Annotated in this window: 19 protein-coding genes and 1 pseudogene; 8 read left to right on the forward strand and 12 right to left on the reverse strand. The window is 72.2% G+C overall.

Annotation, left to right across the window (positions count from 1 at the left end; translation table 11 throughout):
* A pseudogene (locus tag C4V41_RS59700) lies at nt 1–287 on the forward strand (IS982 family transposase); the annotation flags it as partial.
* Between the two features lie 21 nt (nt 288–308).
* Here C4V41_RS59700 and C4V41_RS59705 read toward each other — a convergent pair.
* Nucleotides 309–905 (reverse strand): helix-turn-helix domain-containing protein, encoded by a 597-nt coding sequence (locus C4V41_RS59705; RefSeq protein WP_103964892.1) that lies wholly within the window; start codon nt 903–905, stop codon nt 309–311.
* A gap of 66 nt (nt 906–971) precedes the next feature.
* Between C4V41_RS59705 and C4V41_RS59710 the strand changes: the two genes are divergently transcribed.
* Nucleotides 972–1,577: a class I SAM-dependent methyltransferase gene (locus C4V41_RS59710; RefSeq protein ID WP_103964893.1), complete on the forward strand. Its 606-nt coding sequence runs from the start codon at nt 972–974 to the stop codon at nt 1,575–1,577.
* Nucleotides 1,574–3,115: an MFS transporter gene (locus C4V41_RS59715; protein ID WP_146104284.1), complete on the forward strand. Its 1,542-nt coding sequence runs from the start codon at nt 1,574–1,576 to the stop codon at nt 3,113–3,115. The genes C4V41_RS59710 and C4V41_RS59715 overlap by 4 nt, the downstream gene beginning before the upstream one ends.
* Here C4V41_RS59715 and C4V41_RS59720 read toward each other — a convergent pair.
* Genes C4V41_RS59720 through C4V41_RS59755 form a run of 9 tightly spaced genes read right to left on the reverse strand, consistent with a single transcriptional unit; the run spans nt 3,067 to nt 14,319 of the window.
* Nucleotides 3,067–3,681 (reverse strand): DJ-1/PfpI family protein, encoded by a 615-nt coding sequence (locus C4V41_RS59720; protein ID WP_103964905.1) that lies wholly within the window; start codon nt 3,679–3,681, stop codon nt 3,067–3,069. The genes C4V41_RS59715 and C4V41_RS59720 overlap by 49 nt on opposite strands.
* 25 nt (nt 3,682–3,706) lie before the next feature.
* Nucleotides 3,707–6,298 carry an aconitate hydratase AcnA gene (gene acnA, locus C4V41_RS59725; protein ID WP_103964906.1) on the reverse strand — a complete coding sequence of 864 codons (2,592 nt, stop codon included), beginning with the start codon at nt 6,296–6,298 and terminating at the stop codon, nt 3,707–3,709.
* Nucleotides 6,299–6,303: 5 nt separating this feature from the next.
* The gene (locus C4V41_RS62650; RefSeq protein ID WP_160150800.1) at nt 6,304–6,447 is read right to left on the reverse strand and encodes a hypothetical protein; all 144 of its coding nucleotides are present in this window, start codon (nt 6,445–6,447) and stop codon (nt 6,304–6,306) included.
* Nucleotides 6,435–8,549 carry a 3-oxo-tetronate kinase gene (gene otnK, locus C4V41_RS59730; protein WP_103964894.1) on the reverse strand — a complete coding sequence of 705 codons (2,115 nt, stop codon included), beginning with the start codon at nt 8,547–8,549 and terminating at the stop codon, nt 6,435–6,437. Before otnK ends, C4V41_RS62650 begins: the two co-directional genes overlap by 13 nt.
* On the reverse strand, nt 8,546–9,232 hold the full coding sequence (locus C4V41_RS59735) for an aspartate/glutamate racemase family protein (RefSeq protein WP_103964895.1): 687 nt from the start codon (nt 9,230–9,232) through the stop codon (nt 8,546–8,548). Before C4V41_RS59735 ends, otnK begins: the two co-directional genes overlap by 4 nt.
* Entirely contained in the window at nt 9,229–10,299 is a 1,071-nt protein-coding gene (locus C4V41_RS59740) for an isocitrate/isopropylmalate dehydrogenase family protein (protein WP_103964896.1), read from the reverse strand. Before C4V41_RS59740 ends, C4V41_RS59735 begins: the two co-directional genes overlap by 4 nt.
* A 13-nt stretch (nt 10,300–10,312) precedes the next feature.
* Nucleotides 10,313–11,425, reverse strand: coding sequence for an ABC transporter ATP-binding protein (locus C4V41_RS59745; RefSeq protein ID WP_103964897.1), 1,113 nt, complete (start codon nt 11,423–11,425; stop codon nt 10,313–10,315).
* Nucleotides 11,418–13,166, reverse strand: a complete 1,749-nt coding sequence (locus tag C4V41_RS59750; protein ID WP_103964898.1) for an ABC transporter permease — start codon at nt 13,164–13,166, stop codon at nt 11,418–11,420. The genes C4V41_RS59745 and C4V41_RS59750 overlap by 8 nt, the downstream gene beginning before the upstream one ends.
* Before the next feature lie 10 nt (nt 13,167–13,176).
* Nucleotides 13,177–14,319, reverse strand: a complete 1,143-nt coding sequence (locus C4V41_RS59755) for an ABC transporter substrate-binding protein (RefSeq protein ID WP_103964899.1) — start codon at nt 14,317–14,319, stop codon at nt 13,177–13,179.
* Between the two features lie 171 nt (nt 14,320–14,490).
* Between C4V41_RS59755 and C4V41_RS59760 the strand changes: the two genes are divergently transcribed.
* On the forward strand, nt 14,491–15,165 hold the full coding sequence (locus tag C4V41_RS59760) for a GntR family transcriptional regulator (RefSeq protein WP_103964900.1): 675 nt from the start codon (nt 14,491–14,493) through the stop codon (nt 15,163–15,165).
* A 20-nt stretch (nt 15,166–15,185) separates the two neighbouring features.
* The gene (gene rraA / locus C4V41_RS59765; protein WP_103964901.1) at nt 15,186–15,656 is read left to right on the forward strand and encodes a ribonuclease E activity regulator RraA; all 471 of its coding nucleotides are present in this window, start codon (nt 15,186–15,188) and stop codon (nt 15,654–15,656) included.
* Between the two features lie 12 nt (nt 15,657–15,668).
* Here rraA and C4V41_RS59770 read toward each other — a convergent pair whose 3' ends face one another.
* Entirely contained in the window at nt 15,669–16,382 is a 714-nt protein-coding gene (locus tag C4V41_RS59770) for a TetR/AcrR family transcriptional regulator (protein ID WP_200825046.1), read from the reverse strand.
* Nucleotides 16,383–16,466: 84 nt separating this feature from the next.
* Between C4V41_RS59770 and C4V41_RS59775 the strand changes: the two genes are divergently transcribed.
* Nucleotides 16,467–17,399 carry a zinc-dependent alcohol dehydrogenase gene (locus tag C4V41_RS59775; protein WP_103964908.1) on the forward strand — a complete coding sequence of 311 codons (933 nt, stop codon included), beginning with the start codon at nt 16,467–16,469 and terminating at the stop codon, nt 17,397–17,399.
* Between the two features lie 81 nt (nt 17,400–17,480).
* On the opposite strand, the gene C4V41_RS59780 is transcribed toward C4V41_RS59775, so the two are convergent.
* Nucleotides 17,481–18,299: an SDR family NAD(P)-dependent oxidoreductase gene (locus C4V41_RS59780; protein WP_235031097.1), complete on the reverse strand. Its 819-nt coding sequence runs from the start codon at nt 18,297–18,299 to the stop codon at nt 17,481–17,483.
* A 60-nt stretch (nt 18,300–18,359) separates the two neighbouring features.
* Here C4V41_RS59780 and C4V41_RS59785 point away from each other — a divergent pair, with 60 nt between their 5' ends.
* Both C4V41_RS59785 and C4V41_RS59790 read left to right on the forward strand, forming a co-directional pair.
* Entirely contained in the window at nt 18,360–18,998 is a 639-nt protein-coding gene (locus C4V41_RS59785) for a TetR/AcrR family transcriptional regulator (RefSeq protein WP_103964903.1), read from the forward strand.
* Between the two features lie 58 nt (nt 18,999–19,056).
* Nucleotides 19,057–20,522: AfsR/SARP family transcriptional regulator (locus tag C4V41_RS59790; protein ID WP_160150801.1), on the forward strand; the 1,466-nt coding region annotated here is incomplete at its 3' end.

A 20,522-nucleotide genomic window follows, 5' to 3' on the forward strand; every position in this document is an offset into this window, starting at 1 on the left:
ACTTCGAGACGCTGCTGGGCGACTACGGGATCACGATGCTGCGGCCGTCCCGCAAAAACGAGAAGGCCCGCTACGGCGAGCCGATGCTCAAGAAGGTCCGGCAGCTGATCGAGTCGGTCAACGACACCCTCAAGGGCCAGCTCGACCTGGAAGACCACGGTGGCCGGTCCTTCGAAGGCGTCGCCATCCGCGTCGCCCAGCGCCTCCTGGCGATGGCCGCCGCGATCTGGCACAACAACGCAACCAACGCACCGATCACCCGGTCACTGACCGCCTACGATCACTGACCGGAGATCGGACTTACTCGTCTAGTCCAAAGGGGCCCGTTTCGGTGCCGCGCGGACGTGCGCGCGTTCGCCCTGTTTCCCGATGAGGCTCAGGAACTCGACCGGACCGGCGCTGGTGGCCCCGAACCAGTGCGGAGTGCGCGTGTCGAACTCCGCGGCCTCCCCGGGCTTGAGGATGAGGTCGTGCTCCCCGAGCACGAGGCGGAGCGTGCCGTTGAGGACATAGGCCCAGTCGTAGCCCTCGTGGGTGCGCAGCTCGGGTTCGGCGTCGTCGCGCCCGGCCGGGAGGACGAACTTGTAGGCCTGGATGCCGCCGGGCCTGCGGGTCAGCGGCAGGACGACCGAGCCGTCGCCCAGGGAGATGGGACGCAGGTGGATGCGCGGGTCACCGGTCGGCGGCGCCTCCACGAGCTCGTCGATGGTGACGCCGTGGACGCGGGCGAGCGGCAGCAACTGCTCCAGCGTGGGACGTCGCAGGCCCGCCTCCAGCCGCGACAGGGTGCTGGTGGAGATGCCGGTCTCCGCGGCGAGGTCGGCGAGTGTGACGTCGCGCTGCAGCCGCAGGCGTTTCAGCCTCGGCCCGACGGCGTCGAGAGTGCGGTCAACGGTTTCGTCCATGCCGCCATTTTTCCATTCGGCAACAGGCTTTGCCCATCCGCCTTCTCTGTCGGCAGCATGAGCCCCATGACTTTCGACAAGGACTACTGGGAACAGCGCTGGCAGCAGGGATCCATGGGCGACCATCCGCCGAACCCGTACCTCGCTCGCGAGACCGGCGGCCTGACCCCGGGCACGGCGCTGGACGCGGGGTGCGGCGGCGGCGCCGAGGCGATCTGGCTGGCCGCCCGCGGCTGGCACGTCACCGCGGCCGACATCTCCGCCGAGGCCCTCGCCCGCGCCGCCGGGCACGCGGCGGCGAGCGGCGCCGCCGGGCGGTTGCGGTGGGTCGAGGCCGATCTGGGCGCCTGGAGCCCGGACACGACGTTCGACCTGGTCATGACCCACTACGCGCACCCGGCGATGCCCCAATTGGAGTTCTACGACCGCATCGCCGAATGGGTGGCCCCCGGCGGCACCCTGCTCATCGTCGGGCACCTGCACACCCACGACGCCACCGGGCACCACCCGCCCGCCGAGGCGTCGGCCACCGCCGAAGGCATCACCGCGCGCCTCGACGGCACGGAGTGGGAGGTCGTCACCGCGGAAGAGCACCTCCGCACGATGCCCGGCCGGCCGGTCCCGCTCCACGACGTCGTCGTGCGCGCCACCCGCCTCAAGGAGAACTTGTGAGCACGACCATCCACGACGCACGACGACGACGGACGATCCTCGCCGGAGTCTGCGTCGCGCTCATGGCGGTCATCGCCTCGGTGTCCGGGCTGAACGTCGCCCAGCCGGAGCTCGCCGTCGAATTCGGCGCCTCGCAGACCGAGGTCCTGTGGTTCATCAACCTCTACACCATCACCCTGGCGGCGTTGCTCCTGCCGCTCGGCGCGGTGGGCGACCGGTGGGGCCGCAGGCCGGTGCTGCTCGCGGGCCTGATCGTCTTCGGAGCGGCGAGCGCGGCGGCCGGCCTCGCCACGTCGTCCGAGATCATGCTCGCCGCGCGGTTCCTGAGCGGCGTGGGCGCGGCGATGATCATGCCGGTCACCCTCGCCGTCATCACCTCGACCTTCCCGGACGAGGAACGCTCCAAGGCGATCGGCGTGTGGACCGGCGTCGCCGGTGGCGGCGGCATCCTGGGGATGTACCTGTCGGCCGTCCTGGTCGACCTGGCGAACTGGCGGTGGCTCTTCGTCCTGCCGGTCGTGCTCGTCGCCGTCGCCGTCGCCATGGCGCTGCGGTCCATCCCGGACTCGCGCGAGACGTCCGGGCATGGTTATGACGTCGTCGGCGCGCTGTCGTCCGTGGTCGCGGTGGTCGGGCTCGTGTTCTTCCTGCACGAAGGTCCCGTACGAGGATGGACCGCGCCCGCGACGCTCCTGAGCCTCCTCACCGGCGCCGTCGCCGCCGCCGGGTTCGTGGCGTGGGAACTGCGCCGGCCGGCCCCGCTCCTCGACGTCCGCCTGTTCCGCGAGCGGGGTCTCGCGAGCGGTTCCGTGTCGCTCCTGACCGTCTTCGGCGTGCAGGCGGGGATCTTCGTGGTCCTCTTCCCGTACTTCCAGGCGGTGCTCGGCTGGTCCGGCCTGCTCTCCACGCTGGCGCTCATGCCGATGGCGCTGCTGATGATGGCCGCCTCAGGGCTCGCCCCCCGGGTGGCCGCGCGTTTCGGCGGCCGCTCGACGATGGCCTCGGGGATCCTCCTGGGCGGCTTGGGGCTGGTCCTCATGGCCACCTTCGTCTCCGCCGACGGCGGCTACCTCACGATCCTGCCCGGCATGCTCGCCATGGGACTCGGCATGGGCCTGACGATGACGCCGTCCACCGAGGCCATCACCACCGCGCTGCCCCGTGATCGTCAGGGCGTCGCGTCCGCGCTCAACGACGTCACCCGGGAGTTCGGCAGCGCGCTCGGTGTCGCGCTGCTCGGCGCGGTCCTGGCCGCCGGCTACCGCGGCGCCGTCGGCTCCCGGCTCGCCGGGCTCCCGGAGTCGGACGGGGCCGCCGCCGACGCCGTTCGCGAGGGCGTCGCCAACGCCCTCGCGGCCGCCGGCGGGTCGCAGGAGCTGGTCCGGGCCGCCCAGGAGGCCTTCGTCGACGGCTGGCGGCAGGCCATGTGGGCGGGCGCGATCGTCATGGCGGTGCTGTTCGTCTACGTGGTCGCGCGGGGGCCGCGGGGTCAGGACACCGGCGCCTCGACCGTACGCACCGTGGACATGACGCGCTGAACGACCTGCTGCTTCTCGCCCACGGGCGCCGCGTACTCGATCGCGGCCCGGGCCGCGTCCTCGCCGACCGTGTGGAGCAGCGCCCACGCGGCCAGATAGACGGAGGCCAGGCACCCGCCCGCGGTCGCGATCGCGCCCTCCGCGTGGAACGGCGCGTCCAGCACCGTCACCCCGCGCTCCTCCAGCCAGGGCCGCGTGATGGTGTCGGTGCAGGCGGGCCGCCCGGCGAGGAGACCGAGCCGGGCGAGCACCAGGGCGCCGGAGCACTGCGAGCCGATGAACTGGCGGGCGGGGTCGAGCGGCAGGCGCGCGAGCAGCGTGTCGTCGGCCACGACGTCACGCGTCTTGACGCCGCTGCCGAGCAGGACGACGTCGGCCTCGGCCACGAAGCCCAGCGGCCGCTGAGCGGTGATCTCCACGCCGTTCATCGAGGTCAGCACGGGCGCGGGCGACGTGATGTACGCGGCCACGTCCTGGCCCTGGGCGCGGGCACGGTTGATCAGCCCGGCGGCGATGAAGCTGTCGAGCTCGTTGAATCCGTCGAAGGTGACGACCGCGACCTGCAAGATCACTCCTCGGTTCGTGACTGGTTCAGAGACTACAACGCAGGAGATCGCGCAGGACGTACGGCATGATGCCGCCGTGCCGGTAGTAGCCGGCCTCGCGGGCGGTGTCGAGCCGGACGCGGGCCTCGAAGGTGACGCCGCCTGCGGTGACCGTCACCGCAGGCGGAACGTGGCCGTCTCCGAGCGCGGCGAGGCCGTGCACGGTGATCGTCTCCCGGCCGGAGAGCCCCAGCTCGGCGGCGCCCTCGCCGGGCAGGAACTGCAGCGGGAGAATGCCCATGCCGACCAGGTTGGAGCGGTGGATGCGTTCGAAGGACTTGGCGATGACGGCCTTGACGCCGAGCAGCGCGGGACCTTTGGCGGCCCAGTCGCGGGAGGAGCCGGCGCCGTAGCCCTCGCCGGCGAGCACCACGGCCGGCACGCAGGCCCGCTGGTAGGCGCGGGCGGCCTCGTACACGGTGGTGATCGTGCCGCCGTCCAGGAAATCGGGGGTCAGGCCGCCCTCGGTGCCGGGGGCCAGCTCGTTGCGCAGGCGGACGTTGGCGAAGGCGCCGCGCATCATCACCTCGTGGTTGCCCCGGCGGGAGGCGTAGGTGTTGAGCCGGTGACGGGGAACGCCGAGGCCGGTGAGATAGCGGCCGGCGGGGCTGGACGGAGGGATGGCGCCGGGCGGTGAGATGTGGTCGGTGGTGATGAAATCGCCCAGCTTGACCAGGACCCGGGCGCCGGCGATGCCGGTGACGGGCGGCGGTTCGGGGGACATGCCGTCGAGGTAGGGGGCGCGGCGCACGTAGGTGGAGGCGGGGTCCCAGGGGTAGGTGGCCGAGCCGGTGACGTCCAGGCGGTGCCAGCGTTCGTCGCCGTCGAGCACGCCGGCGTACGCGCGGGTGAACATCTCCGGGCGGATCACCCGCTCGATGACGTCGCGCACCTCCTCAGGGGCGGGCCAGATGTCCTTCAGGAAGACCGGCCGCCCGGCGGGGTCGAGGCCGAGGGGCTCGGTGGTGAGGTCGAGGTCCATCGTGCCGGCCAGGGCGTAGGCGACGACGAGCGGAGGGGAGGCCAGGTAGCTGGAGCGGACCTCGGGCTGGATGCGGCCCTCGAAGTTGCGGTTGCCGGACAGGACGGCGGCGACGTCGAGGTCGTGCTCGGCCACGGCCCGCGACACCTCCTCCACCAGCGGCCCGGAGGCGCCGATGCAGGTCATGCAGCCGAACCCGGCCAGCGTGAAGCCGAGCCGTTCCAGGTAAGGGGTCAGGCCCGCCTCTCCGTAGTAGTCCATGACGACGCGGGAGCCGGGCGACAGTGTCGTCTTCACCCACGGTTTGGTCCGCAGCCCGCGTTCTGCGGCCTTCTTGGCCAGCAGTCCGGCCGCGATCATGACAGAGGGGTTGGAGGTGTTGGTGCAGGAGGTGATCGCGGCGATGGCCACCGTCCCGTGCGTGATCTCCTGATCGGCCGGTACGGGCGAGCGGGCTCCGGCCCGGAAGGCGGCCTTGGCGGCGTCGAGCGGGACGCGGTCCTGCGGGCGGCGCGGCCCGGCGATGGACGGCACGACGCTGCCCAGGTCGAGATCGAGGTCGGCGGTGTAGACGGGCGGCGCGCCCGGGTCGTGCCACAGGCCCTGCGCGCGGGCGTACGCCTCGACCAGGTCGGCGTGCTCGTCCGAGCGGCCGGTGAAGCGCAGGTAGCGGATCGTCTCGGCGTCGATGGGGAACAGCGCGGCCGTGGAGCCGAACTCGGGGCTCATGTTGGAGATCGTCACCCGGTCGGTGACCGGCAGCGCGGTCACGCCGGGCCCGTGGAACTCGACGATCTTGCCGACCACGCCGTGCGCGCGCAGCAGCTCGGTGAGTGTCAGCACGAGGTCGGTCGCGGTGGCGGCGACCGGCAGCTCGCCGTGCAGGCGCACCCCGACCACGTCGGGGACGAGGATCGTGACCGACTGGCCGAGCATCGCCGCCTCGGCCTCGATGCCGCCGATGCCCCAGCCGAGCGTGCCGAGCCCGTTGACCATGGTGGTGTGCGAGTCGGTGCCCAGGCACAGATCCGGGTACGCCTCGTCGCCGCGCCGCATGACCACGCGGGCCAGGTGCTCGACGTTGATCTGGTGCATGATGCCCTTGCCCGGTGGCACCACCGTGAACCCGTCCAGCGACGCCTGCCCCCAGCGCAGGAAGCGGTAGCGCTCGGCGTTGCGCTCGTACTCCAGCTCGGTGTTGCGGGCCAGCGCGTCGGGGCGGCCGAAGACGTCGGCGATGACGGAGTGGTCGACGACCAGCTCGGCCGGGATGGCGGGGTTGATCCGGCCGGGATCGCCGCCGAGCGCCGCCATCGCGTCCCGCATGGCGGCCAGGTCGGCGAGCGCGGGCACGCCGTTGGTGTCGTGCAGGAACACGCGGGCGGGGTGCAGGTCCACCGCCGCCGTACGCTCGCCGCGCGGCTCCCATCCGGCCACGGCCCGCACCTGCCCGGCGGGCGCGCCGTGCCGCAGCAGGTTCTCCAGGATGACGCGCAGACTGTACGGCAGCCGGGGCGGGGCGAGCTCGGAGACGCGGTGGATCCGCCACTCGCGGGACCCCGCCCGCAGGGTCGCGCGGGTGCTGACGTCGGACATGTCGTTCATGAGGGCGGGTCCTCGGGGAAGGCGGGCGTCCAGAAGCTGTTCACGTGCGAGCGGGCGGCGCGGGCGTTGGCCTCGATGCCGTCGAGGAAGGCGTCGATCCGGCCGGGCCGCACCCGCAGACGCACGATCACGACGAACACGCGCTCATCCAGCCGGGCAGCGGGATCGCGCAGGCTCCGGCCAGCCGTTCGAGGCCGCGCAGGGTCCGGTCCGGCAGCCGCACCTCGGCGCGGGCGGCGTTGCGGTCCTCGATCTCGCCGGGGTAGAAGATCTCGTCGAAGCCGGGGGCGAGCGGCACGGCCTTGGTGCGGTCGATGAGATCGTCGAGCCGGCGGGCGTACTCGGCGGGGTCGGCCACGGCGTCGAGGCGCAGGGCGAGCAGCAGGTGGCCGCAGCCGGAGCGGCGGTCAGGCACGTACGGGCCGGCCACGCCGGTGGCGTAGGAGCTGCCCGTGAGCACGCCGGACAGCACGTCCATCATGAACGAGATGCCATACCCCTTGTGCCCGGCCATGGGCAGGATGAGCCCGTCGATGGCCTGGCGCGGATCAGTGGTGGGGGAGCCGTCGGCGGCCTGCGCCCAGCCTTCGGGGATGGGCTGGTCCCGTTCCAGGGCGGCGTAGATCTTGCCGCGCGCGACCGTGGTGTTGGCGATGTCGAGCACGACCGGGCCGCGCCGGCCGCCGGGGACGGCGATGGACCACGGGTTGGCGCCCACGCTCTTCTCCCGGCCGCCCCACGGGGCCATGGCCGGGCTGCCGTTGGTGGTCAGCAGGGCGACGCAGCCCTCGTCGGCCATCATCCGGGTGAAGTAGGCGGCGGTGCCGAAATGGTTGCTGTCGCGGACGGCCACCACGCCGACGCCGTGCTCGCGGGCCCGGCGCACGGCCTCGCGGGCCGCGTACGCGGTGATGACCTGGCCGATGCCGTCCCGGCCGTCGAGCACGGCGACGGCGCCCCCGTCGAGCACGGTCGCCACGTCGGTCACGGCGCGCATGGCGCCCGAGCGCAGCCGGTCGGCGTACCACTCCAGGCGCAGCATGCCGTGCGAGGGATGCCCCCGCAGGTCGGCCGTGACCAGGCTGTCGGCCACCAGCCGGGCGTCCGGCTCGGGGACGCCCAGCGAGGTCAGGGCGGCGGTCCCGAAGGAGATCAGCTCGGATGGGATGATCAAGACAGGCTCCTGACCTGGTCGGGAGTGAGCGGCCGGACGGGACGATCGCGCAGCAGCAGCCACAGCCGCGCCGGGGGAGCGTTCGCCCGGCGGGGCCGAGGAGTAGACGAGGACGGGCCGGTCCGTCGTGAGGTGCTCCTCCAGCCAGCCGAGCGCTTCGCCGGCGAGGTCGTCCCGCTCGGCGCGCAGCCGGTGGGAGGGCATCGTGCGGCGGGCCAGCGCCACCTGCTCCAGGGTGGCCGCCGAGCAACTGCCCGCGAGCACCACGGCCGGACCGGACGGAAACACGGGCACCCTGTGGTCCTCGTCGCAGTCCGTCCCATCGGCGGTCAGGGCGCCCATCGCGCGGGCCAGGCCCGCCGCGCCGGTGAGGACGGGCAGGTGTGCGGCGGCGCGGGCGATGACGTCGAGGTCATGGTCGCTGATCGCGTCGGTGACGGCGTAGCGGACGCCGCGCGTCTCCAGTTCGTCCAGCGCGGCCCGCACCGCGTCCGGGCCGCGCGCCACGGTGGAGTGCGGGACCAGCGCCACCGGGTGCGGGGTCTGGCGGGCGAGGACGCGGACCAGGTCGGAGTCGGTCATGGGGGTGAGCGGGTGGTCGCGCATCGGCGAGTCCGACAGCAGCCGGTCGCCGACGAACAAGTGTCCCTGGCAGACGGTGCGGCCGTGCTCGGGCGCGGCCGGGCAGACCACCGCCGGCCGGCCGCCGGCCGCGCCGGTCAGCATGTCGGCGACCGGGCCGATGTTGCCCTCGTCGGTGGAGTCGAAGGTGGAGCAGTACTTGAAGTAGATCCGTCCGACGCCCTGCCGGGTGAGCCGGTCGTGCGCGGCCCGGAACGCGGCGACCGCGTCCGGGGGCGGGATCGAGCGGGTCTTGAGCGCCACGACGACGGCGTCACAGTCCGGAACGGCCCTGTCCTGCTGGGGCAGGCCGAACCGCAGGACCGTGCGCAGCCCCGAACGGCGCAGGGCCGCGGCGACGTCGGTGCCGCCGGTGTGGTCGTCGGCGACGCAGCCCAGCACGGCGCTCCCGCCGCCACCTCCGACGGTCGCATGAGCGCCGCTCATGTCAACGCCTCACGCAACGCCCGCGCCGCCATGAGCGGCGGGCTGAGCACGGGCACACCGAGCCGCCGGGCCAGCTCGGCGTGGACCGGGCTGATCGAGTACTGCCCGAGCAGGACCAGCTCGACGCCGGGATCGACGGCTCGCGCGTCCGTCGGGTGCGCCGGGTCCGGCCGGGCACCCTCGGCGGCCCGTGACAGCGTGTCCGTCAGGGCCGGCCAGTCGCCCGCGGCGGCCGCGGCGGCGGCGCCCGGTGCGGCGAGCGCCTTCACCTCGACGTTCCCGGCCACGCCCCGGAGCCGCCGTGCCGAGTCGGCCGCCGCCGAGTCGAGTGAGCCGAGCACGAGGACCTTGCCGGGGCGGCGCCGGGCGACGTCGGCGAACATGGCCTCGTCCGAGCCCGTCACCGGCACGTCGTGCAACCGCCGCGCCAGCTCGGCCGCCGGGCCGTACATCGAGCAGGACAGCAGCACGGCGTCGGCCCCGCCCTGGACGGCATAGTCGATGAGGGCGAGCATCCGGCGCGTCAGCGCGGGCGTCATGCCACCGGCCGCGTCGGCCTCGGTGACGAGCCGGTCGTCCAGGAGATGCCAGGCCACTGCCTCGGGAAACCCTTCGCCGAGCCCGTCCGTGGCGGGCCGGATGGAGGCCGGGGTGGCATTGACGACCGCGATGGTGAAGGTCATCGCCGCACACCGTCGGCGACGGCTTCGGCGAAGGCGCGGGTGCCCGCCGTGCCGCCCATGTCCCTGGTACGCACCCCCGCCGCGACGGTGTCGGCCACCGCCGTCTCGATCAGCGCGGCGGCCTTGACCAGGGCGGGATCCTGGTGACGGGCGCCGAGCCAGTCGAGCAGCATGGCGCTGGACAGGATCATCGCGATCGGGTTGGCCACGTCGCGCCCGGCGATGTCGGGGGCGGAGCCGTGGGCGGCCTGGGCCATGGCGCGCTCGTGGGAGGAGTTGATGGACGGGGCGATGCCGAGCGACCCGGCGATCTCACCGGTCAGGTCGGACAGGATGTCGCCGAACATGTTCTCGGTGACGATCACGTCGAAGTCGTTCGCGCGGCGTACCAGGTGCACGGTCATGGCGTCGATGTGGAAGTCGTCCACGGCGACGCCCGGGTAACGGGCGGCGACCTCGTGACAGACGTCGCGGAACAGGCCGGTGGTCAGCTTCAGCACGTTGGCCTTGTGCACGATGGTGAGCTTCCCGCGCCGGCGGGAGGCCAGCTCGAACGCCTCCACGGCGATGCGCTCGACGGCGGGCCGGGTGATGATGCCCATGGCGATGGCCACGTCGGGGGTGGGCATGAACTCGCCGGTGCCCTTGTAGGTGCTGCGGTCGGCGTAGAAGCCCTGGGTGTTCTCGCGGACGATGACCAGGTCGGTGCCGGGCACGACGGCGTCGGCCCCGTCGAACGACTTGGCCGGGCGGATGTTGGCGAACAGATCGAAGTGCTTGCGGATGGTGCCGCTGGGGTTGAGCTTGGAGCGGTGCGGCTCGGGGTAGGCGGCGCTGTCGTGCGGGCCGAGCAGCCACGCGTCCAGGCCCGCCAGCGCGGTCAGCGTCGATTCCGGTACGGCGTCGCCGTGCGTGCCGATGGCGGAGGCGCCGAGCGGCAGGTCCACCCATGCGGCGGGCGGCGCGCCGGCGGCTTCGAGGGCGGCGTCCAGGACCTGGACGGAGGCGGGGACGATCTCGGGGCCGATGCCGTCGCCTTCGAGGACGCCAAGGCGGTAAGAAGTCACGAAATTCTGTCCTTTAGTGGGAGACGGTGGTGAGCGCGGCGACGTCCTCGGGCAGGGCGTCGGTGCTCGGGTAGAGGCGGCAGGCTTCGGGCTCGACGACGAGGGTGACCTCGCCGGTCAGGCCGGGACGGTTGCTTTCCACCTGGATGACGTGGTCGCCCAGGCGCAGGTCGTACTCGTGGCGGGAACCGACGTAGGAGCTGGTGAGCACCTGGGCGGTGAGGACGTTCACGCCGGCGCGGCCGGTGGACACGATCTCCAGCCGCTCCGGCCGCACGGCCACCGTCACCCTGCCCCCGACGTCCCCGGCGCCCTCGACGGAAGAGGAAGGGACGGTGATGCTCTGGCCGGTGCAGTCGAGGCGGACCTCCTCAGGGCCGGTCTTCGTGCCGGTGAGGAAGTTGCAGCGGCCGACGAAGGCGGCCACCTCGGCGGTCGCGGGGGTCTCGTAGATCTCCTGCGGGGTGCCGATCTGCACCATGTCGCCCTTGGACATCACCGCGATGCGGTCGCTCAGGGCCAGGGCCTCGTCCTGGTCGTGGGTGACGTACACGGTGGTGATGCCCAGCTCGGTCTGCAGCCGCTTGAGCCACGCGCGGGCCTGGTCGCGGAGCTTGGCGTCCAGATTCGACAGCGGCTCGTCCAGCAGCAGCACGCTGGGGGAGTAGACCAGGGCGCGGGCGAGCGCGACCCGCTGCTGCTGGCCGCCCGAGAGCTGGTGCGGATAACGGTCCCTGTACTCGGCCAGGCCCACCTTGGCCAGCGCCTCGGTGATGAGGGTGTCCTGTTCGCGCCGGTCGACCTTGCGGATCTTGAGCGGCATGGCCAGGTTCTGGGCGACGGTCATGTGCGGCCACAGCGCGTACGACTGGAAGACCATCCCGAGGTTGCGGCCCTCGGGCGGCACGAACGTGCCGGCACCGGCGAACGTGGTGTCCCCGACGGCGACCGTGCCGCCGGTCGGGCGTTCCAGGCCGGCGATGCAGGCCAGCGTGGTGGACTTGCCGCAGCCGCTGGGGCCGAGCAGGGTGAAGAACTCGCCGTCGGCGATGGTGAAGGTGATGTCGCGCAGGACGGCGTTGTCACCGAACCGCTTGGACAGGTTGGCGACCTTGACCTCAGGCATCGTTGCGTCCTCTGAGAAGTAGTCCGGCGAGCCCGACGAAGGTCGCCGTGATGGCGATCTGCAGACTGGCCAGGGCGGCCACGGAGCCGGTGTTGCCCTGTACCCACAGTTCGAGCATGGTGGTGCCGATGATGTTGGAGTCGGCCGAGGCCAGGAACACGGCGGGCGAATACTCCTTCAGCAGGGTCACGAACGTCAGGATCAGCGCCCCCGCGAAGGCCGGCCGGAGCAGCGCCGCGAGGATGCGGGTGAAGGTCCGCACCCAGTCGGCGCCGGACACCCGGGCGGCGTTGTCGAGCTCGCGCCCGATCTGCATGATCGACGGCGAGATCGAGCCGAACCCGGTGGGCAGCGCGCGCAGCCCGAAGCCGATGATCAGCGCTCCCAGCGTGCCCTGGATCAGCGTGCCCAGCCCGAACGGGGCGAAGGCCAGCGCCCAGAACAGGCCGATGCCGACGATGATGCCGGGCATCGCCTGCGGGGCGAGCGCCAGATACTCCACCGCGCGGGCGAAGCGGAAGTCCGACCGCCTGGCCACCATCACCGCCAGCAGCGACAGCGCGCTGACCAGGACGGCGCCGACGGCGGCCACGATCAGGCTGTTGACGATCGACTGCACGTACACCGGGTAGGTGAAGATCCGCTCGTAGTTGTCGCCGGTCAGGGTCTTGAACGGCGACTGCAGCGGCGTGAACACCTGGGTGAAGGAGCGGAACACCAGCCCGCCGATGGGGATCAGGGCGCCCATCACCACGTAGAAGGCGATGGCGGCGACACTGATCCACTTCAGCCACCCCAGGTCCAGCGGGCGCGGCCGGGTCGCCTTGCCGCGTACGGACACGAACCGCTGGGCGTTCTTCAGCAGCTTGGCCTGCAGCGCGACCAGGCTGACGGTGACCACCAGGATGATCGCCGACGCGGCGCCGAGCACGCCGTAGTCCGGATTGATGGACTGCAGGCCGTTGCGGTACAGGAACGTCGAGAAGACGTCGATGCCGACCGGCCGGCCGAACAGCAGCGGCACGCTCAGCGTCTCGACCGACATGCTGATCACCAGGATCGAGCTGTAGACGACCGGCGGGCGCAGCAGCGGCAGGATCACCGAGCGCAGGATGCGCAGCGGGCCCGCCCCGCACACCTGGGCGGCGGCCTCCAGCGAGGCGTCGCTCTGGCGCAGGGCGTTCGCGCAGAAGGTGTACACGATCGGCGCCAGGGCCACGGCCTCGGTGAGCGCCATGCCGGGGATGGAGTAGAGGTTCCACGGCAGGAAGCCCAGGACGCGGCGTACCTCGACGCTGACGAAGCCGGCGGGGCCGTACATGGTGATCCAGCCGAAGCCGAGGATGAGCGAGGAGATGAAGAACGGCCACTGCATGGCGGCGGCGAAGACGCGGCCGCCGGGCAGCTTCGTGCGCACCACGACCACGGCCATCGGCACCGCGATGAGCAGGCTGAGCACGGTGGTCAGGCCCGCGAACAGCGCCGTGTTGAGCACGACGCGGCCGAACCCCGCCTCGGTGAACAGCCGCACGTAGTTGTCCGTGCCCAGGACCCCGCCGGCCTCGTACAGGGGCCGGTCGAGGAAGGACTGGTACAGCGTCGGCACCACCGGCGCCAGCACCAGCACGGCCAGCAGGAGCAGCACCGCGTACTGCAGCCAGCTCTCCCGGGTCAGCCCCAGCGGCCTGCGGTAGCGCGGCGGGGGATGCGCCGCCGGACGCGGTGGGGACAGGGTGGTCATCGCGTTCCTCTCAGCGGCCGAGCAGGCCGTTCCACTTGTCGGTGAAGGCCTTGACCTCGGTGTCGGGGACCTTCGTGTACGTGGCGAGGATGACGTTGTCCTGGCCCACGGCCTTCACCAGTTCCTGGTAGGTGTGCAGGCCGTCGCCGGTGACACCGTCCCGGTAGGAGGTGAGCCCGCCTTCGGCCACGGCCCGCTGGCCCTCCTGCGACAGCACGAAGTCCACGAACAGCTTCGAGGTCGCCGGGTGCGGCGCCTTGGCGGCGATGCCGATGCCGCGCGGCAGCGCCACGGTGCCGTCATCGAGGAAGGAGATCGCCAGCAGCCCGCCGCTCTTGGCCACCACCGGGTAGGCGGGCGCGGCGCTGACGAAGAAGCCGGCCACGTACTCGCCCGAGGTGATCTTCTCCAACTGGGTGCCGGACGAGGTCTCCGGCCTGGCCAGCGGCAGGATCGACCGCAGTTGTGCCCAGGCGCCGGGGCGGGCGGCGGTGAAGGCCTGAGAGACGGTGAAGCCGAAGGCGCCGGTCACGTCCCGCGCGGTGATCTTGCTCTTGTATTGGGCCGGGTCCTTGGCCAGGATCGCCGCCAGGCTCTTCAGGCCGGTCGGCTTCTCGGGCAGCAGCGAGGTGTTGTACGCGATCGACAGCGGGTCGACCGACATCGCGTACACGCTGGGCATCAGCTCACCGAAGTCCGGCAGCTTGTCCTGCTCCGGCGAGGCGTACTCCAGCAGCGTGCCCGGCCGGGCGCCGAAGTCGGCCCATGCCTGCGCGGCGTTCGACACCACCAGGTCGGCCGGTGAGCTTCCGGTGGCCTGCTCGCTGAGCACCCGCTGGAACACCTCGTCGCTGTCGAGGTTGTTCGCCGCGATCTTCGTCACCCAGGGGTACTTCTTCTGGAAGTCGCGGAAGATCGGCGCCCAGTTCTCCTGGTCGGTGTTGGAGTAGATGGTGAGGGTGCCGCCCTCCTTCTTGGCCGTCTCCATGAGCCGGGCGTACTCGGCCGGGTAGTACGACGGGGCCTGACCCGTCGCGATCTGGTTCGGTGGCGGTTCTTTCGCCGCCTCGCCGCCGCCACCGCATGCCGTGAGCAGGCCGAACGCGAGTACGGCGGCGCCAAGGACGCGGAAAGGGGGGTGGAAGGTGGTCATGTGCTTCCTCCTAGACCAGGCGAGGCCGACCAGCCGCCGCCTGCGATGCCGCACACTCTGCTTCGTTATAACCTATGACGTCAACCCTCTGTTTCGGGAATGTGACCTGACTTGCCGCCAGGTAGAGGCGTCGGTGTAGGTTATAACGGTCACCGACGAGACAGGACGACGATGAGCGAGTCAGCGGCCGAGCCCTACACCACCAAGGCGGATTTCGCCTATCTACGGGTCAAGGAGCTGATCCTGTCGGGGGAGTTGCCGCCCGGTTCCGTCATCGCCCAGGCACAGCTCGCCCGCGACATCGGCATCAGCACCACCCCGCTGCGCGAGGCGCTGCGCCGGCTCAAGAGCGAGGGGCTGGTCGAGCTCGACGCCCACCGTGACGCGCGGGTGGCGCCGCTGGCCGCCGAGGAGGCCCGCGACCTGCTCGAACTCCGCCGTTCCCTCGACCCCCTCGCCGTCGCCCTGGCGGCGGAACGCCGGACGAAGGCCGACATCGCGGCCATCCGCGCCGCCCACGAGGGCCTCAAACCGCTGCCCGGCAACCCCGGCTACGCCCAGTTAGTCGCCCACCGCAAGTTCCACACCGCTCTCTACACCGCCTCGCACAACGACCTGCTCATCCAGACGCTCGACGGCCTGTGGGACAAGGCCGACCGCTACCGCCGCCTGGCCCTGGAGGTCGAGCGCGGCCAGGCGGCCCGCGACCGCAAGGCCGTCGAGCACGAGGGCCTGCTGGAGTACGTCATCGCGGGCGACGCCGACTCGGCGGCGGCCGTCATGCGCGAGCACATCGACACCAGCCTCGGTGCCCAGGCCGCGTGGCGCCTGCGCAAAGACACCTGAATCCTGTGAAAGGGTGCACCATGACCATCGTGACCGCGGACCTCTACGACGAGCGCGGCGATCAGCTCGACTCCTGTGACCTGCAGCTACGCCAGTACGGCGGCCGTCGCGCGTTCGCCGGCGCCATCGTGACCGTCCGCTGTCATGAGGACAACGTGCTGCTCAAGTCGGTCCTGTCCACGCCCGGAGAGGGCCGCGTCCTGGTGGTGGACGGCGGCGGCTCCCTGCACACCGCGCTCATGGGCGACCTCATCGCGGGTCTCGCCGTCGGCAGTGGCTGGTCCGGCGTGGTGATCAACGGGGCCGTACGCGACGTCGCCGCGCTGCGCGAGCTGGACCTCGGCGTGAAGGCGCTCGGCTCCAACCCGCGCAAGAGCGGCAAGCAGGGCACCGGCGAGCGCGACGTCCCGGTCACCTTCGGCGGCGTCACCTTCCATCCCGGCGCCGACCTGTTCAGCGACGATGACGGCATCCTGGTGACCCGCGCCTGAGCGTCTCCTGGCTCAGCCGGTGATCCGGGCCTCGATGGCGTCCAGTAGCGCGGCCAGGCCGAACTCGAACTCGTCACGGCTGCCCACGCGGGACAACTCCTCGGCGTGGGCGGTCAGGATGGGGTGCCGGTCCGGGTCCAGGCCCTCGTAGAGCCGGCGGCGCATCCGCTGCTCCTCCGGGTCCGCGGTGTCCACGCCCAGGTTGAACTGCACCGAGCCGACCACGAAGGTGGCGAACGCGGACGCCGTGGCGTACGCCTCCCGGACCGTCAGCCCGATGCCGACGAACTGCGCGATCGAGTGCTCCAGCCCGCTCAGTGAGGTGGGGCTCAGGCGTTCGGTGCCGCGCATGAACACGACCAGCCCCGGATGGGCGAGCAGGAAGTCGCGGAACGAGTGCGACTGCCACTCCACGCTCTCGCGCCAGCCCAGGCCCTCGGGTGGCGGGCGCAGGCCCAGCCCCACGGCGCGGTCCATGGCGACGACCACGAGTTCGTCCCGGCTGGTGACATGCCGGTAGAGCGCGGCCTGACTGCATTCGAGCCGCTGAGCCAGGCGGCGCATGGTCAGCGCCTCCGCGCCTTCGGTGTCCAGCAGGGACAGCGCGGCGTCGGCGATCAGCTCCAGCGACAACATCCGCCGGCGCCGCGGGCGGTCGTCCGCGTTCTCGGTCCGCGCCAGCCACCAGGCCGCGGTGCCGGCTCGGATCGGCGTGGGGTCGTCCATGCGTACCTGTCCCCTTGCTAAGCGAACCCCGCTCACTTAATCTAAGTGAACTTCGCTTACTTAGACTATCGGATGGGGACGATCATGCTCGCCGTCAGGAGCACCGACGCCGGGATCCGCGCCGTCACGGTAGACGGGCCGTCCGGAGCGGGTGTGCGGTTGCGCGTCGCCGCCGCCGGGATCTGCGGCACCGACGTGTCGTTCGCCGCCATGGGGCTGGGCGGCTTCACGTACGGGCACGAAATGGCCGGCACCACCCCGGACGGCCGGGTCTGGGCGGTCGAGCCCTCGCTCTACTGCGGTCGCTGCGCGGAGTGCGCGAGCGGCGACGTGCAGCGCTGCGAAGCCGAGGGGCACGGCACGCTGGGGGTCTTCAGGGACGGCGGGATGACCTCGGAGATCGTCGTCCCGGAGTTCACCCTGCTGCCGCTGCCCGCCGGGCTGCCGGTGCGGGACGCGTGCCTGGTCGAGCCGGGCTCGGTGGCCTGGCACGGGCTGCGCCGGGCCGGCCTGACCGCCGGGGAGCGCGTCGCCGTCGTGGGCGGCGGCTCCATCGGGCTGCTGACCGCCGCGGCCGCCCGCCGGATGGGGTTCTCGGCCGACGTCGAGGCGCGATACGAGCACCAGTGGCGCGCCGCCGAGAAGCTGGGTGCCGGGCGGCCGCACGGGCGCTACGACGTGGTCATCGACACGGCCGGCAGCCCCACCGCGCTGGCCCGCTGCGCCGAGCTGGCCCGGCCGGGCGGCCGGGTGGTGGTGGTCGGCGTCTACTTCGAGACCGCCGCGTTCCCGGCGGTGGCGAGTCTGACGAAGGAGCTCACCTACATCAACGCCATGGCGTACGGCCGCCATGAGGGCCGCCGCGAGTTCGCCGACGTGGCCGCGATGCTGGCCGACCGGCCGGAGATCGCGGACACCGTCATCACGCACCGGTTCCCGCTGGCGGACGCCACGGAGGCGTTCCGGGTGGCCGCCGACCGATCCGCCGGCGCCATCAAGGTGGTCCTGCACCCATAACGGAGCGCCGGGCGCAGTGGCGCGCGGCCGTCGGCGAAAGGCGGACGTCGACGGAAGGCGCACGTCAGCCGAACTCGGACGTCAGCCGAACGCGGCCAGTGCGACCGGCTGCCACTTCCGCCACGTGGCCAGCCGTTCCTCGTACTCGGCCGCGACCGGCTCGAACGACTTGCCGAAGAAGATCCGCGCGGGCGGGTCGTCGGTGTCGGCCAGCTCCAGGATCGGCCCGCGCGTCGCCTTCGGGTCTCCGAGGTCCCACTCGATCGCGCCGGCCGCCCGGACCCCGGCGTAGTCCGGGTGCTCGGCACTGGCGCGGACGCTGGCACCGCCGAAGTCGGTCGAGTACGGGCCCGGCTCCAGGCAGATGACGTCGATGCCGAAGGGTGCGACCTCCTGGCGGAGCGACTCCGACAGCCCCTCCACCGCCCACTTCGACGCGTGATAGCCGCCGATGCCCGGGAACGCCCGGACGCCGCCCTCGCTGGTGACCTGAATGATCCGGCCGTGACCCTGCGCGCGCAGCACGGGCAGGACCGCCTGCGTCACCCACAGCGTGCCGAAGAAGTTGGTCTCCATCTCGGCGCGGATCTCGGCCTCGGTCAGCTCCTCGACCATGCCGAAGTGCCCGTATCCCGCGTTGTTGGCCACCACGTCCAGCGTGCCGAAGTGCCCGGCCGCCTGCCGCACGGCGGCGAACACGGCGTCGCGGTCGGTGACGTCGAGCCGCAGGGGCAGCACGGCGTCGCCGAACCGCTCGGTAAGGGAACGCAGGCCGCTCAGGTCGCGCGCGGCGGCGGCGACCCGGTCGCCCCGCTCCAGTGCGGCCTCGGCCCACTCGCGGCCGAAACCCTTCGAGGTGCCGGTGATGAACCACGTCTTGGACATAGTCTTCGCCTCCATTGCCTTCGACTATAACAGTAGCATGGACTGCATTAATTGTATGAGTGCTACCATTGCGACATGGAAGGCAGGCGAGAACGGAAGAAGCGGCAGACCCGCGAACGGATCCAGGCCGCGGCGCTGGAGCTGTTCACGTCGCACGGCTACCGCAGCACGACCATCGCGGCGATCGCCGAACACGCCGACGTCGCGACACGCACCGTCACACTGCACTTCCCCACCAAGGAAGACCTGCTGTTCGCCGACGACCCGTTCGCCCCGGAGTCATTGGCCGCCGGCCTCGCCGCCCGCCCCGGCACCGCCCTCGACGCCGTCGGCGCGTGGATGCGCGACACGATGCGCGCCCTCGACGAACGCGACGCCGACCAGGGCCGCGAGCCGGGCGAGATCTGGTCCCTCCGCGTCAAGCGCGCCACCCTGATAGCAGAGGACGAAGACCTCCGGGGCCGCGCCCGCGCGAGCTACTACGAGTTGGAACGCCTGATCGCCGCCGCCATCGGCAAGGACCTGGGCCTGCCGCCCGACGCGCTGGCCCCGCGCCTGACCGCGTACACCGTGGTGGGCGGCCTGCGCGAGCTGTACATGACCCACGAGGCCGGCCATCGCGACATCGCGACCGAGCAGCTCCTTCCCCTGGTCGGCCGCGTCCTCGACGCCGCCCGCGCGGGCCTCGCCGAGCTGGCGCGGCCTCATCGCTGACGGCTCGTCCCGATCATCGTTACGCTGCTAGATCCGGTGACGAAGGGGAGCGCTTCTCATGGATCTGGAGATCAGGTTCCTTGGTCCGTGGGAGATCACGGCGGGTGATCGCGTGGTCAGGCTGGCCGGGCGGCGGCGGATCGGGGTGCTGGCCAGGCTCGCCCTGGAGGCGGGCCGGCCCGTACGCGCCGAGCGCATCATCGAGGAGGTGTGGGCCGACAGCACGGCGGCGACCGCGGCCAAACAGCTGCACATCGTGATCTCCAAGCTGCGGGAGACGCTCGGCGGCGAGGACGTCATCGAGACCGTGCCCGGCGCCTACCGGCTCACCCTCGATCGCGACCGCGTCGACGCGCACCTGTTCACCCGGCTGGCCGCGCGGGCGCGCGCCGCCCACGCGAAGGGCCAGAGCGCGGCCGCCGACGCGCTGTTCGGTCAGGCGCTCGGGCTGTGGCGCGGCCCGGCGCTGACCGAGGTGGACGCGCCCTGGGCCCGGATCGAGGCCGACCGGCTGGAGAGCGAGCGGCTCACCGTGCTGGAAGAGCACGCCGATCTGCGGCTGGCCGCCGGCGACCACCACGCCCTGGCCGCCGACCTGGCCGCGCACGTCACGGCGCACCCGCTGCGCGAACGGCCCGCCGCCCAGCTCATGCTCGCCCTGCACCGCGCCGCGCGCTCGTCGGAGGCGCTGGCCGTCTACCAGAGCACCCGCCGCTTCCTGGTACGGGAGCTGGGCACCGAACCCAGCACCGAGCTGCGCCGCCTGCACCAGGCCATCCTCGTGCACGACCCGGTGCTCGACCTCGGCGCCCCGGCACGCCAGGCCGCCCCGGCCGAGCCGATCACCCCCGCCGAACTGCCCGCCGGCACGCAGGCCTTCACCGCCCGGGCCGCCGAGATCGAACGGCTGCGCGCCGCGCTCCTGTCCGCCGACGCCGCCACGATCACCGTCATCGACGGCCCCGGCGGGGTCGGCAAGTCGGCGCTGGCCGTGCACGTCGCGCACACCCTGACCGGCCGGTTCACCGACGGCGTCGTCTATGTCAACCTGCACGGCGCCACCGCCGGGCTGGCCCCGCTGACGCCCATCGAGGCGCTGCGCCATCTGCTGCGCTCGCTCGGCCTGGACGGTACCGCCGTGCCCGCCAACCCCGATGAGGCCGCGGCCCGCTACCGTTCGCTCACCGCGACGGGCAACCTGCTGGTCATCCTGGACAATGCTCGCGATGCCCGGCAGGTGCGCCCGCTCATCCCGGGCGGGGCCGGCTGCCGGGTCCTGATCACCGGCCGCGCCCCGCTCGCGGTCCTGGACAACGCCCACCACCTGCACCTGGGCGCGCTCGGCGAGGCGGACGCGGGCGCGCTGCTCACCCGCGTCGTCGGCGAGGAGCGGGTGCGGGCCGAGCCGGAGGCGGCGGCCCGGATCGTCCGGCTGTGCGGCGGCATCCCGCTGGCGCTGCGGATCGCGGGCGCCCGGCTGGCGGCCCGCCCCGGCCTGGCGCTCTCCGACCTGGCCGGCCGGCT

The organism is Nonomuraea solani, from assembly GCF_900108335.1.
GTDB lineage: Bacteria > Actinomycetota > Actinomycetes > Streptosporangiales > Streptosporangiaceae > Nonomuraea > Nonomuraea solani.

Bases quoted from the DNA above. Each gene is read 5' to 3' on its own strand.
- C4V41_RS59705 (WP_103964892.1), bottom strand. From the start codon at position 905: ATGGACGAAACCGTTGACCGCACTCTCGACGCCGTCGGGCCGAGGCTG.
- C4V41_RS59710 (WP_103964893.1), top strand. From the start codon at position 972: ATGACTTTCGACAAGGACTACTGGGAACAGCGCTGGCAGCAGGGATCC.
- acnA (WP_103964906.1), bottom strand. From the start codon at position 6,298: ATGTCCGACGTCAGCACCCGCGCGACCCTGCGGGCGGGGTCCCGCGAG.
- otnK (WP_103964894.1), bottom strand. From the start codon at position 8,549: ATGAGCGGCGCTCATGCGACCGTCGGAGGTGGCGGCGGGAGCGCCGTG.
- C4V41_RS59735 (WP_103964895.1), bottom strand. From the start codon at position 9,232: ATGACCTTCACCATCGCGGTCGTCAATGCCACCCCGGCCTCCATCCGG.
- C4V41_RS59745 (WP_103964897.1), bottom strand. From the start codon at position 11,425: ATGCCTGAGGTCAAGGTCGCCAACCTGTCCAAGCGGTTCGGTGACAAC.
- C4V41_RS59750 (WP_103964898.1), bottom strand. From the start codon at position 13,166: ATGACCACCCTGTCCCCACCGCGTCCGGCGGCGCATCCCCCGCCGCGC.
- C4V41_RS59755 (WP_103964899.1), bottom strand. From the start codon at position 14,319: ATGACCACCTTCCACCCCCCTTTCCGCGTCCTTGGCGCCGCCGTACTC.
- C4V41_RS59760 (WP_103964900.1), top strand. From the start codon at position 14,491: ATGAGCGAGTCAGCGGCCGAGCCCTACACCACCAAGGCGGATTTCGCC.
- rraA (WP_103964901.1), top strand. From the start codon at position 15,186: ATGACCATCGTGACCGCGGACCTCTACGACGAGCGCGGCGATCAGCTC.
- C4V41_RS59770 (WP_200825046.1), bottom strand. From the start codon at position 16,382: ATGGACGACCCCACGCCGATCCGAGCCGGCACCGCGGCCTGGTGGCTG.
- C4V41_RS59775 (WP_103964908.1), top strand. From the start codon at position 16,467: ATGCTCGCCGTCAGGAGCACCGACGCCGGGATCCGCGCCGTCACGGTA.
- C4V41_RS59780 (WP_235031097.1), bottom strand. From the start codon at position 18,299: ATGGAGGCGAAGACTATGTCCAAGACGTGGTTCATCACCGGCACCTCG.
- C4V41_RS59785 (WP_103964903.1), top strand. From the start codon at position 18,360: ATGGAAGGCAGGCGAGAACGGAAGAAGCGGCAGACCCGCGAACGGATC.